The sequence below is a fragment of the Streptomyces sp. BYX5S genome, assembly GCF_054724165.1.
Genome location: NZ_CM138829.1, coordinates 3,967,362 through 3,982,122 on the forward strand (window position 1 = coordinate 3,967,362; position 14,761 = coordinate 3,982,122).

The window sequence follows — 14,761 nt, forward strand, 5'->3', positions numbered from 1 at the left end:
GAGGGGTCACCTGCCTTTCGGGGAGCGGGGGCGGTCACGTGGAGCGCTGGGTGGTGGTGAGGCCGAGGGCCTTCAGGTCGGGCATCGTGCCCTCCTGCGCGGCGCGCACCGAGGACAGGACCGTGCCCGAACCGGCGCCCGCGCGGGCGAAGGCGTCCTGCATGACGGTGCCGGTGGCGGTCATGCGCGGACCCCAGACCCAGTTGCCGCTGATCTTGCGGGCCTCCTCGTCGAAGAGGCGGTAGATGTCCTGGCCGCCGTAGTACGCCTCGTCGAACGCCTTGCGGCCCACCGGGACGAGGTCCGTCGCGGCCGGGTACTGGCTGCTCGCGCCGCTGGACAGGCGTGCCTTGAGGGCGGCGGGGTGCGCGACCTGCCACGCGATGAACTCCAGGGCGGCCTCCGGCTGCCGGCTGTCCTTCGTCACGGCGAAGGTCGAACCGCCGTGGGTGCCGAGCGACGGCCGGGCGGTGTCCCACTGCGGCAGCGGGGCGATCCGCCACTTGCCCTTCTGCTCGGGGCGCGCGTTCATCTGCGCGCCCGCGTCCCACGCCCCGCTGAGCCGCGTCAGGACCAGGCCGTTGCCGATCTGCGCGTCGTAGAGGCGGGCGGTGGAGGAGTTGACGTAGACGAGTTCCTCGTCGATGAGGCGCTGCCAGTACGCGGCGACCTTCCTGGTCGGGGCGTCCGCCATGGACACGTTCCAGGCGCCCTTGGAGGTGTCGAACCACTGGGCGCCGGCCTGCCAGGACCACGCGGCGAACTGCGAGAAGCCGTCCGTGGGGAACACGGCGACCCGGCGGCCGCCACCGGTGCGCTTCACCTTGCGGGCGAGCTCCGCGAACTCGTCCCAGGTGGTGGGCACGTCGAGGCCGAACCGGTCGAAGAGGTCCTTGCGGTAGTGCAGGACCATCGGCTCGATGTCGAGCGGCACCGCGTGCGTGTGCTCCTCGAACGTCGTCTGCGCGAGCGACTGCGGCAGCAGCTTGGCCCTGAGGTCGTCGCTGATCATCTCCGTGATGTCGCGCGTGACGCCGTCGATGGCGAAGCCCGGCAGCTGGGGGTACTCGATGGTGGCGACGTCCGGGGCGTTGCCCGCGCGCGCCGCGTTGCTGAGCTTCATGTACCCGCCCTGCGTGCCGGAGGGTATCTGCTCGAAGTCGACCTGGATGTGGTCGTGCGTCCGGTTGAACGCGTCCACCACTTCCTGGCTGCCGCGCAGGGCGGACCAGAAGGTGATGGTGGTCGTGCCTTTTCCACTGCTTGAGCTTGAGCTTGCCGACGCCGCGCTGTCGTTCCCGCTGCAGGCGCTCAGGGCGCCCGTCAGGGGTAGCGCGGTGATCGCGGCGAGCACCGATCGACGGCTCTGTCGACCAGGCATGGGCGCCTCCCGCGGCTCCTGCGTGTTCGAGTCACGGGAATCCTGATCGGTTCACGAGAGACGGTCAATAGATCGATCAGAAGAAAATGAATCGATCAAACGCTCACTGTGCGGCGGGAGTTGAGGTCACCGGATCGCGATACGGGGCGGAACGGGTGGAACCGCGCACCTTGAGCGTCGGCAGCAGCTCCACCCGGTGCGCCGGACCGACCGGGTCGCCCGCCGCACACCGGGCGAGGCGCCGCAGCAGCAGCTCCGCCGCCGCCCGTCCCACCTCCGTCTTCGGCGGGGACACGGCCGTCAGGGGCGTGCTGCCGAGGCCCGCGACCACGTCGTCGTACGCGATGGCGGAGCAGTCCTCCGGGACGCGCAGCCCGGCGTCGCGCAGCGACTGGACGAGCATCAGCGCGTCGACGTCTCCGTGCAGCAGCGCGCCGGTCGCGCCCAACTCGCCCACCAGCGACGGCAGGTCGAGCGCCGGCTCGGCGGGCCGGGCCTGAAGGTCGGGGACGGCGTTGGGGGAGCTGAGGGCGACGGCCCACGTGTCGACCCGCGGGTGCTCCGCCGCGATCTCGGCGAACGCGGCGCGCACCGCGCGCGCCGTCGGGCTGTCGTCGCGCGCCGCGAGCACGATTCGGCGGTGACCGAGACCCGTGAGGTGCTCCACGGCGAGGTGCACGCCGTACCAGTGGTCGGTGCACACCGTGTCCACGCCGTGCAGCGCGCTGCCCCGGCGCGGCCTGCGCTCCATCACGACCATGGGCACGTCGACCTCGGCGAGCCAGGCGTAGTCGCTCTCCTCGGTGACCCGGCTGCGCCAGCGCGGGGCGATCAGCAGACCGCGCGCGCCGTCCGCCAGCGCCCGCTCCACCATGGGCTGTTCGGCGCCCGGCGCGGCGGGCGCGATGTGCAGGGCGATCCGGACCCCGGCCTCCTCGAACGCGGTGCGGGCGCCGTGCAGCATCTCGTACAGATACGCGTGGCGTTCGGGGACGACGACCGCGACGGGGCCGCCGTCCGGGCCCGCCTCCAGCGCCGGTACCGGCCCGGTCGCGCGCGCGGGGCTCCGGTCCCGGCGCTCGTCCGGCTCCGGAAGGAGCGGGCGGACGGTGCCGTGGCCGCGGCGGAGCTTGCCCGCGCGCGCCAGTTCCTCGACGTCGCGGCGGAGCGTCACCACCGACACCGCGAGCTCCGTGGCCAGATCACTGACCCGCGTCGCGCCGCGCGCCTGGACGGCGGCGAGGATCCGCTGCCGCCGGAGATCGACCGGTTCGCGCATGCTGGTGGCCCCCTCATGACCCGCTGGTACCGCTGTTCGTTTGAGCGTTTCGGTGAACGCTCCGGCGCAGCATAACCAGCGGGTGGGGACGGCTGTCAGCCCTCCGTCGGATTCGGCTCCGGCGGTACGTGCGCGAGAACGATGCCGAAGTGCTGGTCGTAGGCCGTGAGGACGGCGGCGTCGGTGGGGAGTTCGGTGACGGTGCGCTCGCCGTCGACGGTGGTGGTGAGCGTATGACCGCTGAGGGTGATCCGGCCGTCCCCGGTGAGCAGCGAACAGACCAGGGAGCGGGTGAAGTGGGAGGCGGGGGAGGTGCGGTGGTACCAGGCACCGGCCTCGAAGTCCCGCAACGCGCGCGGCCGTTGGTCGAGAAGATACTGGGGGCGCCCGTCCCGCAGCACCAGGAGATCGCCCTCCGCGCCGCCCTCGAACGTGTCCGTGGTGGCGTCCGCGATCCGGAACACGCCGCCCGGATCCCGCTGGTCGCCCCGCTCGTCGTACACCAGGGGGTAGTGGGTGTGCGTGCCGAACCCGATGTCCGCGAGCCACGTCGTCCCGTCGGCCGCGCGCACGCGCAACGCCATGTGGTCGTACGGGATGCCGAACCGGCCGTCCTCGCCCGCGACCCGTGCCTGGTGCCGCGTCACCTCGAAGCCCAGGGCCTCCAGCAGCGCGCCGAACGCCCCGTTGAGCTCGTAGCAGAAGCCGCCGCGGCCGCGGTCGACCAGCTTCGCGGCGAGCGCCTGCCCGTCGAGAACGATCTCCTCGCCCAGATGCACGGAGAGGTTCTCGAACGGCACGGCGCGCAGATGCGCCAGATGCAGCGCGCGCAACGCGTCCGCGGTCGGCGCCACGGGGCGCGCGGCGCCGATGCGGCGGAGATAGGCGTCGGTACGGCGAGGGTCCATCGCCTCAGTCTCCCAGGACCGGGCGCTGGGCGTGAGCCGGGACGCGCGGCGCGGGCCGGGAGCGTGACACCGGGCGCTAGGGCGACTCGCCGTCCAGGCCCAGACCGTAGATCCGCTCGAGCAACCACGCCTCGTTGCCCGCCAGTCCGGCCGTGCGCAGCGCCTCGTCGGCCTCCGCGATCGGCACCGTGAGCACCGCCGCCGTGGTGGGCGGCTCGGAGCCGGAGAGCGCGGCCCGCGCCGTGTGCATGAGACGCAGGCAGGCCTGCGCCGCCGCCAACTCGGGGTTCTTCGTCTGCTGTCCGTGGTTCCTCGTCCCGTTCATGGGTCCACTCTTGCGCATGGGTCTGACAATCCGGCCCGAACGGCGCGGGGCTACCCTCGGGAAGATCCACCACCGCAGAGGAGGGCCCCGCCCGTGCCGTCGTCCGCGTTCCCCCTGTTCGACCCGTCCGCCGGGCAAGGGCTCCGGCAACTGGCCGAGTTGGGGCTCGCCCTGGTGCTCTCCACGCTCATCGGCGCCGAGCGCGCCGTCCAGCAGAAGAGCGCGGGGCTGCGCACGCACACGCTCGTCGGTGTGGGGAGCGCGCTGTTCATGGAGGTGTCGCAGCACGGGTTCAACTCCGTGCTCGGCCTGGACGGTGTGTCCTTCGACCCGTCGCGGGTCGCCGCGCAGATCGTCTCCGGCATCGGCTTCATCGGCGGCGGCCTCATCTTCGTGCGCCGTGACGCGGTGCGCGGCCTGACCACCGCGGCGACCGTGTGGCTGACGTGCGCGATCGGCATGGCGTGCGGCGGCGGCCTCCCGCTGCTGGCCATCGCCGCGACCGCCTGCCACTTCCTCGTCGTACGCGGCTACCCCTGGCTGACCCGCCGGATCCCCGCCCTCGCCACGGAGCGGCGCACCGGCCTGCACCTCGCCTACCGGGTCGGCTCCAGCGTCCTCACCCGCGTCCTGGAGGAGTGCACGAGCCGGGGCTTCCGCGTCGTCGAACTCCGCAACGACAGTGCCGACTGGGACCCCGACGGGGGCCGCGTGCGCACCATGGCCGTCCGCATGGAGATCGAGGGCGCGGCCGACGTGCCGGAACTCGTCGCGGTGCTGGCGGAGTTGGACGGGGTCCTCGATGTGGCGTCGCTGGCGTCGGCGCCGGACGACTGATCCCGGACGCGGGACCGGCTACGCGTCCGTTCCGTGCCACGACCGCCACAGCGCCGCGTACGCGCCGTCCGCGGCCACCAGTTCCGCGTGCGGTCCCAGTTCGGTCAGCCGCCCGTCCTCCATGACCGCGACGCGGTCCGCGTCGTGCGCCGTGGACAGGCGGTGGGCGACGGCGATGACGGTGCGGCCGCGGAGCACCGCCGCGAGAGCGCGTTCGGTGTGGCGGGCCGTGGTCGGATCGAGCAGGGCCGTCGCCTCGTCGAGCACCACGGTGTGCGGGTCCGCCAGCACCACGCGCGCGAGGGCGAGCTGTTGCGCCTGCGGGCCTTCGAGGCGCAGCGCGGCGCCGCCGAGTTCCGTGTCCAGTCCCCGCGGGAGCCCCTGCACCCAGTCGGCTCCGACCGCGTCGAGGGCCGCGCGCAGCCGGGCGTCGTCGGCGTCGGGCGCGGCGATGCGCAGGTTGTCGCGGACCGAGCCGAGGAACACGTGGTGCTCCTGCGTGACCAGCACGATGTGGCGGCGCAGTTCGTCCGGCGCGAGCGCCGTGACCGGGACGCCGCCGACGGTGACCGAGCCGGTGCGGGGCGCGTGGATCGCGGCGAGGAGCTTGCCCAGCGTGGTCTTGCCCGCCCCGGACGGGCCGACCAGGGCCAGCCGTTCGCCCGCCCGGACGGTCAGGTCCACCCCGCGCACGACATCGCCGCCGCCCTCGTACGCGTAGCGCACCGAGCGCAGTTCGACGGTGTCACCGCGCGGCGCGGGCTGCCCGAACTCGTCGTACGCGCGCGGGGAAGCGTTCTTCCCCAAGCGCCTGGACTCCTCGGTGTTGCCCACACCCTCGACGCGGGCGAAGGAGGCGCCGCTGCTTTGCAATTGCTCCACCCACAGCAGGATCGTGGTGCACGGTCCCGACAACTGACGCACATAGAGGGCGCACGTCACGATCGCGCCCAGGGCGATGCCGCCCTGCGCGTGCAGGGCGCCGCCCACCAGGAGGACGGCGGCCACCGGCAGGACGTACGAGACGTCGACCGACGGGAACAGCACGGTCCGCAGCGCCAGGGTGCGCATCCGCGTGCGGTAGCTGTGCCGGATCGCTTCTTCGCAGGCCTCCAGGCGCTGCTCCTGGAGCCCGAACGCCTCGACCGTGCGAGCGCCCGCGGCCGTCGCGGCGAGCTGCTCCGCGAGCCGCGAATCGGCCTCGCCCTGCTCCAGGTACGCGGTGCGGGCCCGCCGCAGGTACCAGCGCACCACCACCGGAATGCCGGCCAGGCAGAGCAGCGAGACCGCGCCGAGCACCGGCTCGACCACGACCACGGCGGCCGCGAGGAACAGCACCTGCACGGACGACACGAACACGTCGGGCCCCGCGTCGCGCAGCGCCATCGCGACCGCCGCCACATCGTTGGTGCCGCGGTTGGTGAGGTCGCCGGGGCCCACCCGGTCGACCACCGAGGCGGGCAGCCCGAGCGCCCGGTCCACGAACCGGTCCGTCACCCGGGCCACGGTCCGCTCGCCGAACCGGTGACCCACGAGCCGCGCCCAGCGCAGCAGCAGGAGTTGGGCCACGGCGCAGCACAGGATCGTCAGCGCCGCCCGGTCCACGTGCCCCACGCTCGTGCCGCCCCGCACGTCGTCGACGATCCGCCCGAGCAGCCAGGGCGCGACGAGCCCGGCGCCGGCGGCGAGGCAGTTGAGCACCAGCGTCCACAGGAAGGCACGGCGATCGGCGCGGACCATGGCGAGGGCCGCGCGCCGGACCGTACGCCGGTCGGCGACGGGCAGGACGCCGCGGGACACCTCGGACGCCTGGGATGCCGTGGGCTCACTGGACGTGCTCACGCTTCACCGCCTCCCGCACGAAGTCGGCCCCGCTCCGGCTATCCTTCGCCCTCCGCGGCCGTCCCCCGCCCCACCAGCTCCCGGTACTCCCGGTCCCGTGCCAGCAGTTCGCGGTGGCTGCCCGTGGCGCGCACCACGCCGTCCCGCAGGAAGCACACCTCGTCCGCCCGGTCGAGCAGCAGCGGGGAGGTGCCCGTGACCACGGTCGTCCGGCCGCGCCGCGCCGCCCGCAGCCGGTCCGCGGCGCGGGCCTCCGTGTGGGCGTCGAGGGCGGAGGTCGGTTCCACGGCGAGCAGCACCTCGGGGTCCGCGTACAACGCGCGCGCCAGGCGCACCCGTTGCCGCTGCCCGCCGGACAGGTTCCGGCCCTGCGCGAGAAGTGCGGCGTCCCTGCCGCCGGGCAGGTCGTCGGCCGCCGCCGCGTGCAGCGCTCCCGCGACCGCCGCGTCGTCGGGCGCGTGCCGCCCCGCCACGGCCTCCCGTACCGTCCCCGCGAAGAGATCCGCCTCGGGGGAGGCCAGCAGGATCCGGCGCCGCACCTCCGTCAGGTCCACCGTGTCGAGCGCCACGCCGCCCCACGTCACCGCCGTCGGCGCGAACCGGGCGAGCCGGTCGGCCACGGCGGCCGCCGCACCGGGGCCCGCCGACACCAGCGCCGTGAGCCGCCGCGGCGCGATGGTCACCCCGGACACCGGGTCGTGCAGCGCGGAGTGCTCCGCCGGGCCGGGCACGGGGGAGCGGCGGTCGGCCGTCTCCGGCTCCAGGCTGAGGAAGCGCAGCACCCGCCGCGCCGCGACGAGCCCGCGCCCCAGGTCGTACCCGCCCTCGATGAAGGCCTCGACCGGCACGACCAGCATCGCCACGTACCCGTAGACGGCCACCAACTCGCCGATGGAGAGCTGTCCTTGCGCGGCCATCCGCGCGGCCAGCCAGGTCACCACGGCGAGGAAGACGGCGGGCAGGCCGACCGCCAGTGCCTGGATCCAGCTGATGACACGCGCCACCCGGTAGCCCTCAGCGCGCAGCCGCGCCGTGTCCTGGCGCAGGCGGCGCGCGTACACGTCCTTGCCGCCGAGCCCGGCCAGCACACCGAGGCCGCCCACGAGATCCGCGAGCCGTGCCGCCAGCGCCCCCTGGCGCTCCCGGTACCCCGACTCGGCGCCCTGGAGCCGGGTGAGCAGCGGCCCGAGCGCCACCGCGAGCAGCGGCACACCGAGCAGGATCACCGCCGCGAGCAGCCCCGAGATCGACAGCAGCAGCCCGGCCACCACCGCGTACGCGACGACCGCGCCGACGCCGGGACCGGCGATCGTCAGCGTCTGGCTGATGCGCCGCACGTCGCCGACGCCGATGGTGACGACCTCGCCGGCCGCGACGCGCCGCGGCAGCGCCGCCCCGAGCACCGTGGCGTGCCGCGTGACGAGCCGTGTCGTACGGAAGGTGGCGTCGAGGCGGACCCGGGTCATCGTGCGGTGCCGCATGATCGCGAGCCACGCGGTGACCGCCCCGAGCGCGAGCAGCGCCCCGCACCATCCGTACAGGGCCCCGGAGTCGTCGCCCCGCAGCCCGTCGTCGACGGCCCGCGACAGCAGGTACGGCGGGAACGTGAGCCCCAGCATCCACAGGCTGCCGTAGAGCGAGGCGGCCGCGACGCGACCGCGCTGGCGGGCGACGAGCCACCCCAAGTACCGCAGTGGACCGTGCAGTTCCGGTATTCCGGGGTCGCTGCCGCCGGGTCTGTCGCGCACGTCCGCGCCGGAGTCGCTCATGGCCGCACCCTATGCGCAGCCCCGCACCCCGGGTCGGCTCACCTGCGGTTCAGGTGCAGCCGCAGGCCGCGCGGCATCAGGGTCAGCCGCTCCGTGATCGCGAGCCGGTAGCCGGGCTCGGGGAGCAGGTCGTAGCGGCGCAGCAGCAGGCCGAGGACCAGCGTGGCCTCGTGGAGGGCGAACTGCCGACCGATGCAGGCGCGGGCGCCCGTGCCGAACGGTTTGAAGACGTGGCCGGGGCGGGAGCGGACCGCCTGCGGCGTGAAGCGTTCCGGGTCGAAGGCTTCCGGGGCGTCGCCCCACGCGGCCGGATCGCGGTGCAGCATCGTCGTCAGGACCAGCGCCCAGGCGCCGCGCCGCATCGGGTGCGTCCCGCCCAGCGTGGTGTCCGCGACGGCCTCGCGGGCGAACGCGGGCGCGGTCGGCCACAGCCGCAGCGACTCGTCCAGCACCCGCCGCAGATAGCGCAACTTGGCGACCTGCTCGTACGCGGGCACCTCGGCGTCGCCCCACACCCGGTCGACCTCCTCCCGCGCCTTGGCGAGCACCTCCGGGTGCTGCGCCAGGTAGTGCAGTGCGAACGACAGCGCACCCGAGGTCGTCTCGTGCCCGGCGACCAGGAACGTGATCACCTGGCGGCGGATGTTCTCCGGCGTGAGCCGCTCGCCCGTCTCCGGGTGCGTCACCTCCAGCATCCGGTCGAGCAGGTCGCCGGGCCCGCCGCCCGCGGCCCGGCGCGCCGCGACCACCTCGTCGACGGTGCGGTTCAGATACGCGCGGTCCGCGGCGTTGCGCTTCTCGGCGCCGCGCAGCAGCACGGACAGCAGGGGCGGGACGACGTTGCGGCGCTGCGCGAACGTCAGCGCGCCGACCATTGCGGTCACGAACGGATGCGGCCGCTCCCGCTCGAACGATCCGAAGTCGTGCCCGAACCCGGTGCGCGAGATCGTCTCCAGGGTCAGCTTGGTCATGTCGGCGGGCACGTCCACCGTCCGGCCCGCGGCCTCGCTGACGTCCCAGGAGGCCATCAACTGCCCGGCCACGTCCAGCATCAGCGGGTGGTAGCCCGCCATCGCGTCACGGCTGAAGCCCGGCGCCAGAATGTCGTGCGCCAGCTGCCAGTTGGGCTCGTGGTTGTACGCGGTGAACAGGCCGTCGCCCGCGACGGGGCGCAGATTGGCGACGCCGAGTCCGACGTGCTTGGCGAACCGTGACTCGTCGGCCAGCTCGGCCGCGAGTTCGGCGCCCCACACGAACACGATCTCCTTGCCGAACCCCTTGCGCCGGAAGATCGGCCCGAGTTCGGCGGCGAGCTTCATCGAGTCCTGCAAGGGAGTGCGGACATTGGCGCCGACCACGTCGCCGATCACCGGCACCCGGCGTGCGGGGTGGGGGATGCGGTCCAGGCGCGGCCACCCCTGCTCGGCACTGCGGAACCCTCGCGGCAGCGGGGTCCCCGCGGCCTGTGTCACCTGCGCCATCGTGCCCATCTCCCTTGCACGGGTGCCGTGTTGGGTCACCCGGACCACACTGTTGGACGTGGATTCAACAACGCGCCACAGTCTGGGCCTGTTATTGAACTCACGTCAAGTAAGGAGTGACGTGTCGAGTAGGGTGCGGCCATGACCAGGGAGCAAGCGGGAGCGTCGGCACCGGGGGAGCGCGCCCGGCGCAGGCTCAGCACGCAGGAGCGCCGCGAGCAACTGCTGTCCGTGGGCTCCAAGTTGTTCGCTGGAGCCCCGTACGGCGACGTGTGGATCGAGGAGGTCGCGGAGATCGCCGGGGTCTCCCGCGGGCTGCTGTACCACTACTTCCCGAACAAAAAGGACTTCTTCGCCGCCGTCGTGCAGCGCGAGAGCCAGCGGATGCTGCGGCTGACCGCCGCCGTGCCCGGCGTCCCCGTCCGCGAGCAGCTCGGCACGGGCCTCGACACCTTCCTCGAATACGTCGCCACGCACGCCCACGGCTTCCGCGCCTTCCATCGCGCCGAGGCCGCGGGCGACCCGGCCGTGCGCGCCGTGTACCGCGAAGGGCTCGCCGCGCACGAGGAGCAGATCATGGCCGCCCTCGCGGCGGACCCGCGCATCGCCGGCCGGCTGCCCGAGCCGGCCGCGCTGCGCCTCGCCGTGCGCGGCTGGCTCGCGTTCCTCGTGGCCGTCTGTCTGGACTGGCTCGACGCGGGCGAGCTCACGCGCGAGCAGGTCAGGGACCTGTGCGCGCGGGCGCTGCTCGGCGCGATCGGGCTCCCGTAGCGCCCGCCCCGGGTCTTTTGCAAGGGTAACTTGCAAGGCTTCCTGTCTACCTCGTACGGTGGGCGGCATGTCAGGAACGCAAGGGCCCGCAGCCGAAGAGCAGGAAGAGCCGCCCACCGAGCGGATCGCCACCGACCTCGCCACCGTCGTCGGCCGCCTCTCGCGCCGGCTGCGCACCGCGTCGCCGGACAGCCTGCTCACCCCCACCCAGCGCACCGTCCTCGTGCGCCTCGAAGGGGAGGGCCCCGCCACCACGGCCGCGCTCGCCCGCTCCGAGTACGTGCGCCCCCAGTCCATGCGGCTCACCCTGGCCGCGCTGGAGGAGCAGGGCTTCGTGTCGCGCGCCCCGGACCCGAACGACGGGCGGCAGTCCGTCGTGTCGATCACCGGCAGCGGCCGCGCCACCCTCGACGCCGTCCGCGCCGCCAAGCACGGCTGGCTCACCCGGGCGCTCGCCGAGGAACTGGACCCCGCCGAGCGCCGGGCCCTCGCCGAGGCCACCGCGCTGCTCGAACGGCTGGTGCGCAAGTGACCCAGGGCGTGGGAGGCCAGGCGGTCGCCACCGACAGCGGCGAGTCCCCCGCGCGCCGGCAGGGCTTCCGGGCCCGGCTCACCGCGCCCCTCCTCCTCGGCTCGGTGCTCAACCCCCTCAACACCACGATGATCTCCACCGCCCTGGTGGCGATCGGGCACGACTTCGGGATCGGCGCCGCCGACACGGCCTGGCTGATCTCCGTCCTCTATCTCGCCAGCGCCGTCGCCCAGCCCGTCCTCGGCAAGCTCGCCGACACGCTCGGCCCGCGCCGCGTCTTCCTCACCGGCCTCGTCGTCGTGTGCGTCTCCGGGATCGTCGGCGCCCTCGCCCCCGCCTTCGGCTGGCTGATCGTCTCCCGGCTGCTCCTCGGCATCGGCACCTCCGCCGCCTACCCCGCCGCGATGGCGGTGCTGCGCGACGAGGGCCACCGGGTCGGCCGCCGCCCGCCGCGCCCCGTCATGGCCCGGCTCTCCTTCGCCGCGCTCGGCAGCGCGGCCGTCGGCCCGACGCTCGGCGGACTTCTCGTCATGGTCGTCGGCTGGCGCGGCATCTTCGCCGTCAACGTGCCCGTCGCGGCGATCGCGTTCGGCTGCGCCCTGCTGTGGATCCCCCGGGACCCGGCGCGCGCCCGAGCCGGCGCACCGGCACCGCGGCCCGCCCTCGACCCGCTCGGCATCAGCCTGTTCACCACGGCCCTGACCGTGCTCGTCTTCTTCCTGCTCGACCTCTCCGACCCCGTGTGGTGGCTGCTCGCGCCCTTCTTCGCGCTCGCCGGGGTGCTGGTGTGGTGGCAGTTGCGCGCCAAGACGCCGTTCATCGACGTCCGCATGCTCGCCGGGAACGCACCGCTGGCCCGCACCTACCTCCGCCACGGCCTGAGCTATCTGCTCATCTACTGCGTGATGTACGGCTTCACGCAGTGGCTGGAGGAGGCGCGCGGCTACTCCTCCGGACACACCGGACTGCTCATGCTGCCGATGTCCCTCACGGCACTGGTCTGCTCGCTGCTCGGCGCCCGCACCAAGGGCATCCGCGCCCCGCTCGTCACCGCGGGCGTCCTGCTGACCGCGGGCGCCGGACTCCTCGCCTTCCTCGACGGCGACACACCACTGGCGCTGCTCCTGCTCGCGGGCGCCTGCTTCGGCATCCCGCAGGGCTTCGTCGGAACCTGCAACCAGGCGGCCGTCCAGGAGCACGCTCCGGCCGCCGACATCGGCTCGGCGGCCGGACTCCAGCGCACCGCGCAGTACATAGGCGCCATCACGGCGTCGAGCCTGATCGCCCTCGCCTACGGACAGCGCGCCACCGACAGCGGTCTGCACCTGATGGCGGGCGTCTCCGTCGTCCTGGGCCTGCTCCTCGTGGCGCTGACCGTCACGGACCGCGCGCTGCGCCGGAGTTGAGCCCCGGCCGGCGCCCGTCGGACGCGTGTCCGGTGCGGTAGTGTGGCCGGGCCGATCAGCGCCGCGAGGGAACGAGGAGGTGGGTCCGATCACCGTTGTGTCAGGTCGGGAGCTCCCTGCCCCCGCCGTGCGCCCCGCCCGCTCACGCTGAGCGAGGCCGCGGCCGTCCGGTGACCGGGAGCCCCCTCGGTATCCCGAGAGGCCCCACCCTTCATGTCGCTTTCTTCACCGCCCGGCTCACCCCTTCCACTCGACTCCGTCTCCGTCGTCGCGGCCCTGCGCGCCGCGGGCTGCGTCTTCGCCGAGGACGAGGCACGCGTCCTGCTCTCCACCGCCCGCGACGCCGCCGCCCTGGCCGCCATGGTCGAGCGGCGGGCGAGCGGACTGCCGCTGGAGCACGTCGTCGGCTGGGCCGAGTTCTGCGGGCTGCGGATCGCCGTCGAACCGCATGTGTTCGTGCCGCGCCGCCGCACCGAGTTCCTGGCCCGAGAGGCCCTCGCCCGCACGCGGCCGGGCGCCGTCGTCGTCGATCTGTGCTGCGGCACGGGCGCCGTCGCCGCAGTCCTCGCCCAGCGCCGCCCCGCGCGGCTGCACGCGGCCGACCTCGACCCCGCGGCCGTACGCTGCGCCCGCCGCAACCTCTGCCCGCTCGGCGGCGAGGTGCACGAGGGCGACCTGTTCGCGCCGCTGCCCGCCGACCTCGGGGGCCGCGTCGACACGCTCGTCGCCAACGGCCCCTACGTGCCCACCGGCGACGTTCCGCTGCTGCCGCCGGAGGCCCGCGAGCACGAGCGGCGCATCGCCCTCGACGGCGGGCACGACGGCCTCGACGTGCTGCGCAGGGTGGCCGGCGAGGCCCCGCGGTGGCTCGCGCCGGGCGGACACCTCTTCGTCGAGACGAGCGAGCGGCAGGCCGCCGCGGCGGAGGCGGCGGTGCGCGCGGCGGGCCTGCACGCGCGCGTGGTCGCGAACGACGACCTGTACGCCACGATCGTCATCGGTACGCGCGTGGCGTGAGGGCCGGGGGTTTCGCGGGGCGCGCCGCCGGTACCCGTGACCGAGCGGAAACGGTGACGTACGCGGAAACGGTGACGTACAGGGAGCGAAGGGAGCATCCCCATGACCGACACACCTCCCGTCCACGGGTTCGCCTCCAGCACGGTGGGCGTGGCCCTCAGCGACTGCACGCCCCAGGACGCGGACGCGGTGCTGCGGGTCCTGTGCACGGCCTTCCCCTCGGACCGGAAGTCCGGCGAACGCCCGGAGGACGGCGCGACCGTCTGGCTCACCACGCTGGACGCCGCGTCGCTCCCGGAGCCGTGCCCGGCCGAGCCGCTGTCCGGGCCGGTCACGGCGGACATCCAGGGCAACCACGAGGCCCTCGACCGGGTGCGGGCGGCGCTGATGAAGGCGTACACCCTCTCCGAGGCGACCGCGGCCTCCGGCGATCAGGAGGAGGAACTGCACCTGCGTCTGATGACGCACCACTGAGCAGCAGCAAGGGAAGCACGGGTGAGGGACGGCGCGGGGCGGCGCCGTCCCTCGGTCGTGCCGGAGTCAGGTCCCGTACGTGACCTTCACGTCCCGGAACCCGAGCGAGCGCAACAGGCCGCGCAGCATCTCCGTGGTGTTCTTCTCGGCCCGCTCCGTGAGATGGCTGTCCTTCGCCGCCTCACCGATGTGCCGGGCCGCGAGCTTGCGCACGGCCCGCTCGTCGTTGGGGTTGTCGGAGAACACGTCTCCCAGTCGGTCGAGCAGACCCCGCTGCTTGGCCACGGCGTAGCTGCGGTCCTCGTCCAGCGCGGGCGCGTCGAGCCGGGCGTGCGGCAGCTTCAGGGTCGCCGCCGTACGGTCGTCGTTGACCCGTACGTCACCCGAGCCGACCTTCCCCATGTCCACGTAGGCGTCCACGGAGCCCGCGCCCACGTACAGCGTGCGGGTGCCCTGGACGGCGTCCGGCAGGTACTTGGAGTCCTTCTCCAGATCCACCACCACCTGGAAGTTCCCGGACGCGGCGTCGTAACGGCTCAGGTCCCGCACGGACTTGAGCAGCGCGGGCCCGGTCCTGTCGTGCGTCTCCGTCCCGAACACGTCGTCGAGCCTGTTCACCAGGGTCAATCCGGTGAACAGGACCGCGAGTACGACGGCCAGCGCGACCACCGCCTTCGTCCAGCGCGGCAACCGCGCTGCCTTCGCGTACCGGGGCAGTGAGGTCCTCGGCGTCATGAGG

General features: G+C 73.8%; 14 protein-coding genes. 6 read left to right on the plus strand and 8 right to left on the minus strand.

Going from position 1 to position 14,761, the window contains the following annotated elements; translation table 11 throughout:
- Positions 1-34 precede the first annotated feature (34 nt).
- The 4 genes from ACYBSK_RS17990 to ACYBSK_RS18005 all read right to left on the minus strand — a co-directional run bounded on the left by ACYBSK_RS17990 (position 35) and on the right by ACYBSK_RS18005 (position 3,893).
- Positions 35-1,381, minus strand: a complete 1,347-nt coding sequence (locus ACYBSK_RS17990; protein ID WP_460246822.1) for an ABC transporter substrate-binding protein — start codon at positions 1,379-1,381, stop codon at positions 35-37.
- Positions 1,382-1,484: 103 nt separating this feature from the next.
- The gene (locus tag ACYBSK_RS17995) at positions 1,485-2,660 is read right to left on the minus strand and encodes a substrate-binding domain-containing protein (RefSeq protein WP_460246823.1); all 1,176 of its coding nucleotides are present in this window, start codon (positions 2,658-2,660) and stop codon (positions 1,485-1,487) included.
- 95 nt (positions 2,661-2,755) lie between these two features.
- On the minus strand, positions 2,756-3,568 hold the full coding sequence (locus ACYBSK_RS18000; protein WP_460246824.1) for an arylamine N-acetyltransferase family protein: 813 nt from the start codon (positions 3,566-3,568) through the stop codon (positions 2,756-2,758).
- Between the two features lie 76 nt (positions 3,569-3,644).
- Positions 3,645-3,893 (minus strand): hypothetical protein, encoded by a 249-nt coding sequence (locus tag ACYBSK_RS18005; protein WP_460246825.1) that lies wholly within the window; start codon positions 3,891-3,893, stop codon positions 3,645-3,647.
- Between the two features lie 93 nt (positions 3,894-3,986).
- Between ACYBSK_RS18005 and ACYBSK_RS18010 the strand changes: the two genes are divergently transcribed.
- Positions 3,987-4,730, plus strand: a complete 744-nt coding sequence (locus ACYBSK_RS18010; protein WP_460246826.1) for an MgtC/SapB family protein — start codon at positions 3,987-3,989, stop codon at positions 4,728-4,730.
- 18 nt (positions 4,731-4,748) lie between these two features.
- Here the strand turns inward: ACYBSK_RS18010 and ACYBSK_RS18015 are convergent, their stop codons facing one another.
- From ACYBSK_RS18015 to ACYBSK_RS18025, 3 genes are all read right to left on the minus strand, one after another.
- Entirely contained in the window at positions 4,749-6,530 is a 1,782-nt protein-coding gene (locus ACYBSK_RS18015) for an ABC transporter ATP-binding protein (RefSeq protein ID WP_460247052.1), read from the minus strand.
- Positions 6,531-6,610: 80 nt separating this feature from the next.
- On the minus strand, positions 6,611-8,341 hold the full coding sequence (locus ACYBSK_RS18020; protein WP_460246827.1) for an ABC transporter transmembrane domain-containing protein: 1,731 nt from the start codon (positions 8,339-8,341) through the stop codon (positions 6,611-6,613).
- Positions 8,342-8,379: 38 nt separating this feature from the next.
- A complete protein-coding gene (locus ACYBSK_RS18025; RefSeq protein ID WP_460246828.1) occupies positions 8,380-9,822 on the minus strand; it encodes a cytochrome P450 in 1,443 nt (480 codons plus the stop codon).
- A gap of 141 nt (positions 9,823-9,963) precedes the next feature.
- On the opposite strand from ACYBSK_RS18025, the gene ACYBSK_RS18030 reads away from it, so the two are divergent.
- The 5 genes from ACYBSK_RS18030 (at position 9,964) to ACYBSK_RS18050 (ending at position 14,022) form a co-directional block, all read left to right on the plus strand.
- Positions 9,964-10,593, plus strand: a complete 630-nt coding sequence (locus ACYBSK_RS18030) for a TetR/AcrR family transcriptional regulator (RefSeq protein ID WP_457478146.1) — start codon at positions 9,964-9,966, stop codon at positions 10,591-10,593.
- Positions 10,594-10,660: 67 nt separating this feature from the next.
- Positions 10,661-11,125: a MarR family winged helix-turn-helix transcriptional regulator gene (locus ACYBSK_RS18035; protein ID WP_460246829.1), complete on the plus strand. Its 465-nt coding sequence runs from the start codon at positions 10,661-10,663 to the stop codon at positions 11,123-11,125.
- A 128-nt stretch (positions 11,126-11,253) separates the two neighbouring features.
- Positions 11,254-12,531, plus strand: a complete 1,278-nt coding sequence (locus tag ACYBSK_RS18040) for an MFS transporter (protein WP_460247053.1) — start codon at positions 11,254-11,256, stop codon at positions 12,529-12,531.
- A gap of 213 nt (positions 12,532-12,744) precedes the next feature.
- On the plus strand, positions 12,745-13,548 hold the full coding sequence (locus ACYBSK_RS18045) for a putative protein N(5)-glutamine methyltransferase (protein ID WP_460246830.1): 804 nt from the start codon (positions 12,745-12,747) through the stop codon (positions 13,546-13,548).
- A 102-nt stretch (positions 13,549-13,650) separates the two neighbouring features.
- Positions 13,651-14,022 carry a hypothetical protein gene (locus ACYBSK_RS18050; protein ID WP_460246831.1) on the plus strand — a complete coding sequence of 124 codons (372 nt, stop codon included), beginning with the start codon at positions 13,651-13,653 and terminating at the stop codon, positions 14,020-14,022.
- Positions 14,023-14,088: 66 nt separating this feature from the next.
- Here ACYBSK_RS18050 and ACYBSK_RS18055 read toward each other — a convergent pair whose 3' ends face one another.
- Positions 14,089-14,757, minus strand: coding sequence for a DUF4230 domain-containing protein (locus ACYBSK_RS18055; protein ID WP_457478150.1), 669 nt, complete (start codon positions 14,755-14,757; stop codon positions 14,089-14,091).
- Positions 14,758-14,761: the final 4 nt, after the last annotated feature.

What these genes read in the sequence shown, in the direction of transcription:
- ACYBSK_RS18050 (WP_460246831.1), top strand. Translation starts at nt 13,651, where the DNA reads ATGACCGACACACCTCCCGTCCACGGGTTCGCCTCCAGCACGGTGGGC.
- ACYBSK_RS18040 (WP_460247053.1), top strand. Translation starts at nt 11,254, where the DNA reads ATGATCTCCACCGCCCTGGTGGCGATCGGGCACGACTTCGGGATCGGC.
- ACYBSK_RS18055 (WP_457478150.1), bottom strand. Translation starts at nt 14,757, where the DNA reads ATGACGCCGAGGACCTCACTGCCCCGGTACGCGAAGGCAGCGCGGTTG.
- ACYBSK_RS18005 (WP_460246825.1), bottom strand. Translation starts at nt 3,893, where the DNA reads ATGAACGGGACGAGGAACCACGGACAGCAGACGAAGAACCCCGAGTTG.
- ACYBSK_RS18025 (WP_460246828.1), bottom strand. Translation starts at nt 9,822, where the DNA reads ATGGCGCAGGTGACACAGGCCGCGGGGACCCCGCTGCCGCGAGGGTTC.
- ACYBSK_RS18020 (WP_460246827.1), bottom strand. Translation starts at nt 8,341, where the DNA reads ATGAGCGACTCCGGCGCGGACGTGCGCGACAGACCCGGCGGCAGCGAC.
- ACYBSK_RS18000 (WP_460246824.1), bottom strand. Translation starts at nt 3,568, where the DNA reads ATGGACCCTCGCCGTACCGACGCCTATCTCCGCCGCATCGGCGCCGCG.
- ACYBSK_RS17995 (WP_460246823.1), bottom strand. Translation starts at nt 2,660, where the DNA reads ATGCGCGAACCGGTCGATCTCCGGCGGCAGCGGATCCTCGCCGCCGTC.
- ACYBSK_RS18035 (WP_460246829.1), top strand. Translation starts at nt 10,661, where the DNA reads ATGTCAGGAACGCAAGGGCCCGCAGCCGAAGAGCAGGAAGAGCCGCCC.
- ACYBSK_RS18030 (WP_457478146.1), top strand. Translation starts at nt 9,964, where the DNA reads ATGACCAGGGAGCAAGCGGGAGCGTCGGCACCGGGGGAGCGCGCCCGG.
- ACYBSK_RS17990 (WP_460246822.1), bottom strand. Translation starts at nt 1,381, where the DNA reads ATGCCTGGTCGACAGAGCCGTCGATCGGTGCTCGCCGCGATCACCGCG.
- ACYBSK_RS18045 (WP_460246830.1), top strand. Translation starts at nt 12,745, where the DNA reads ATGTCGCTTTCTTCACCGCCCGGCTCACCCCTTCCACTCGACTCCGTC.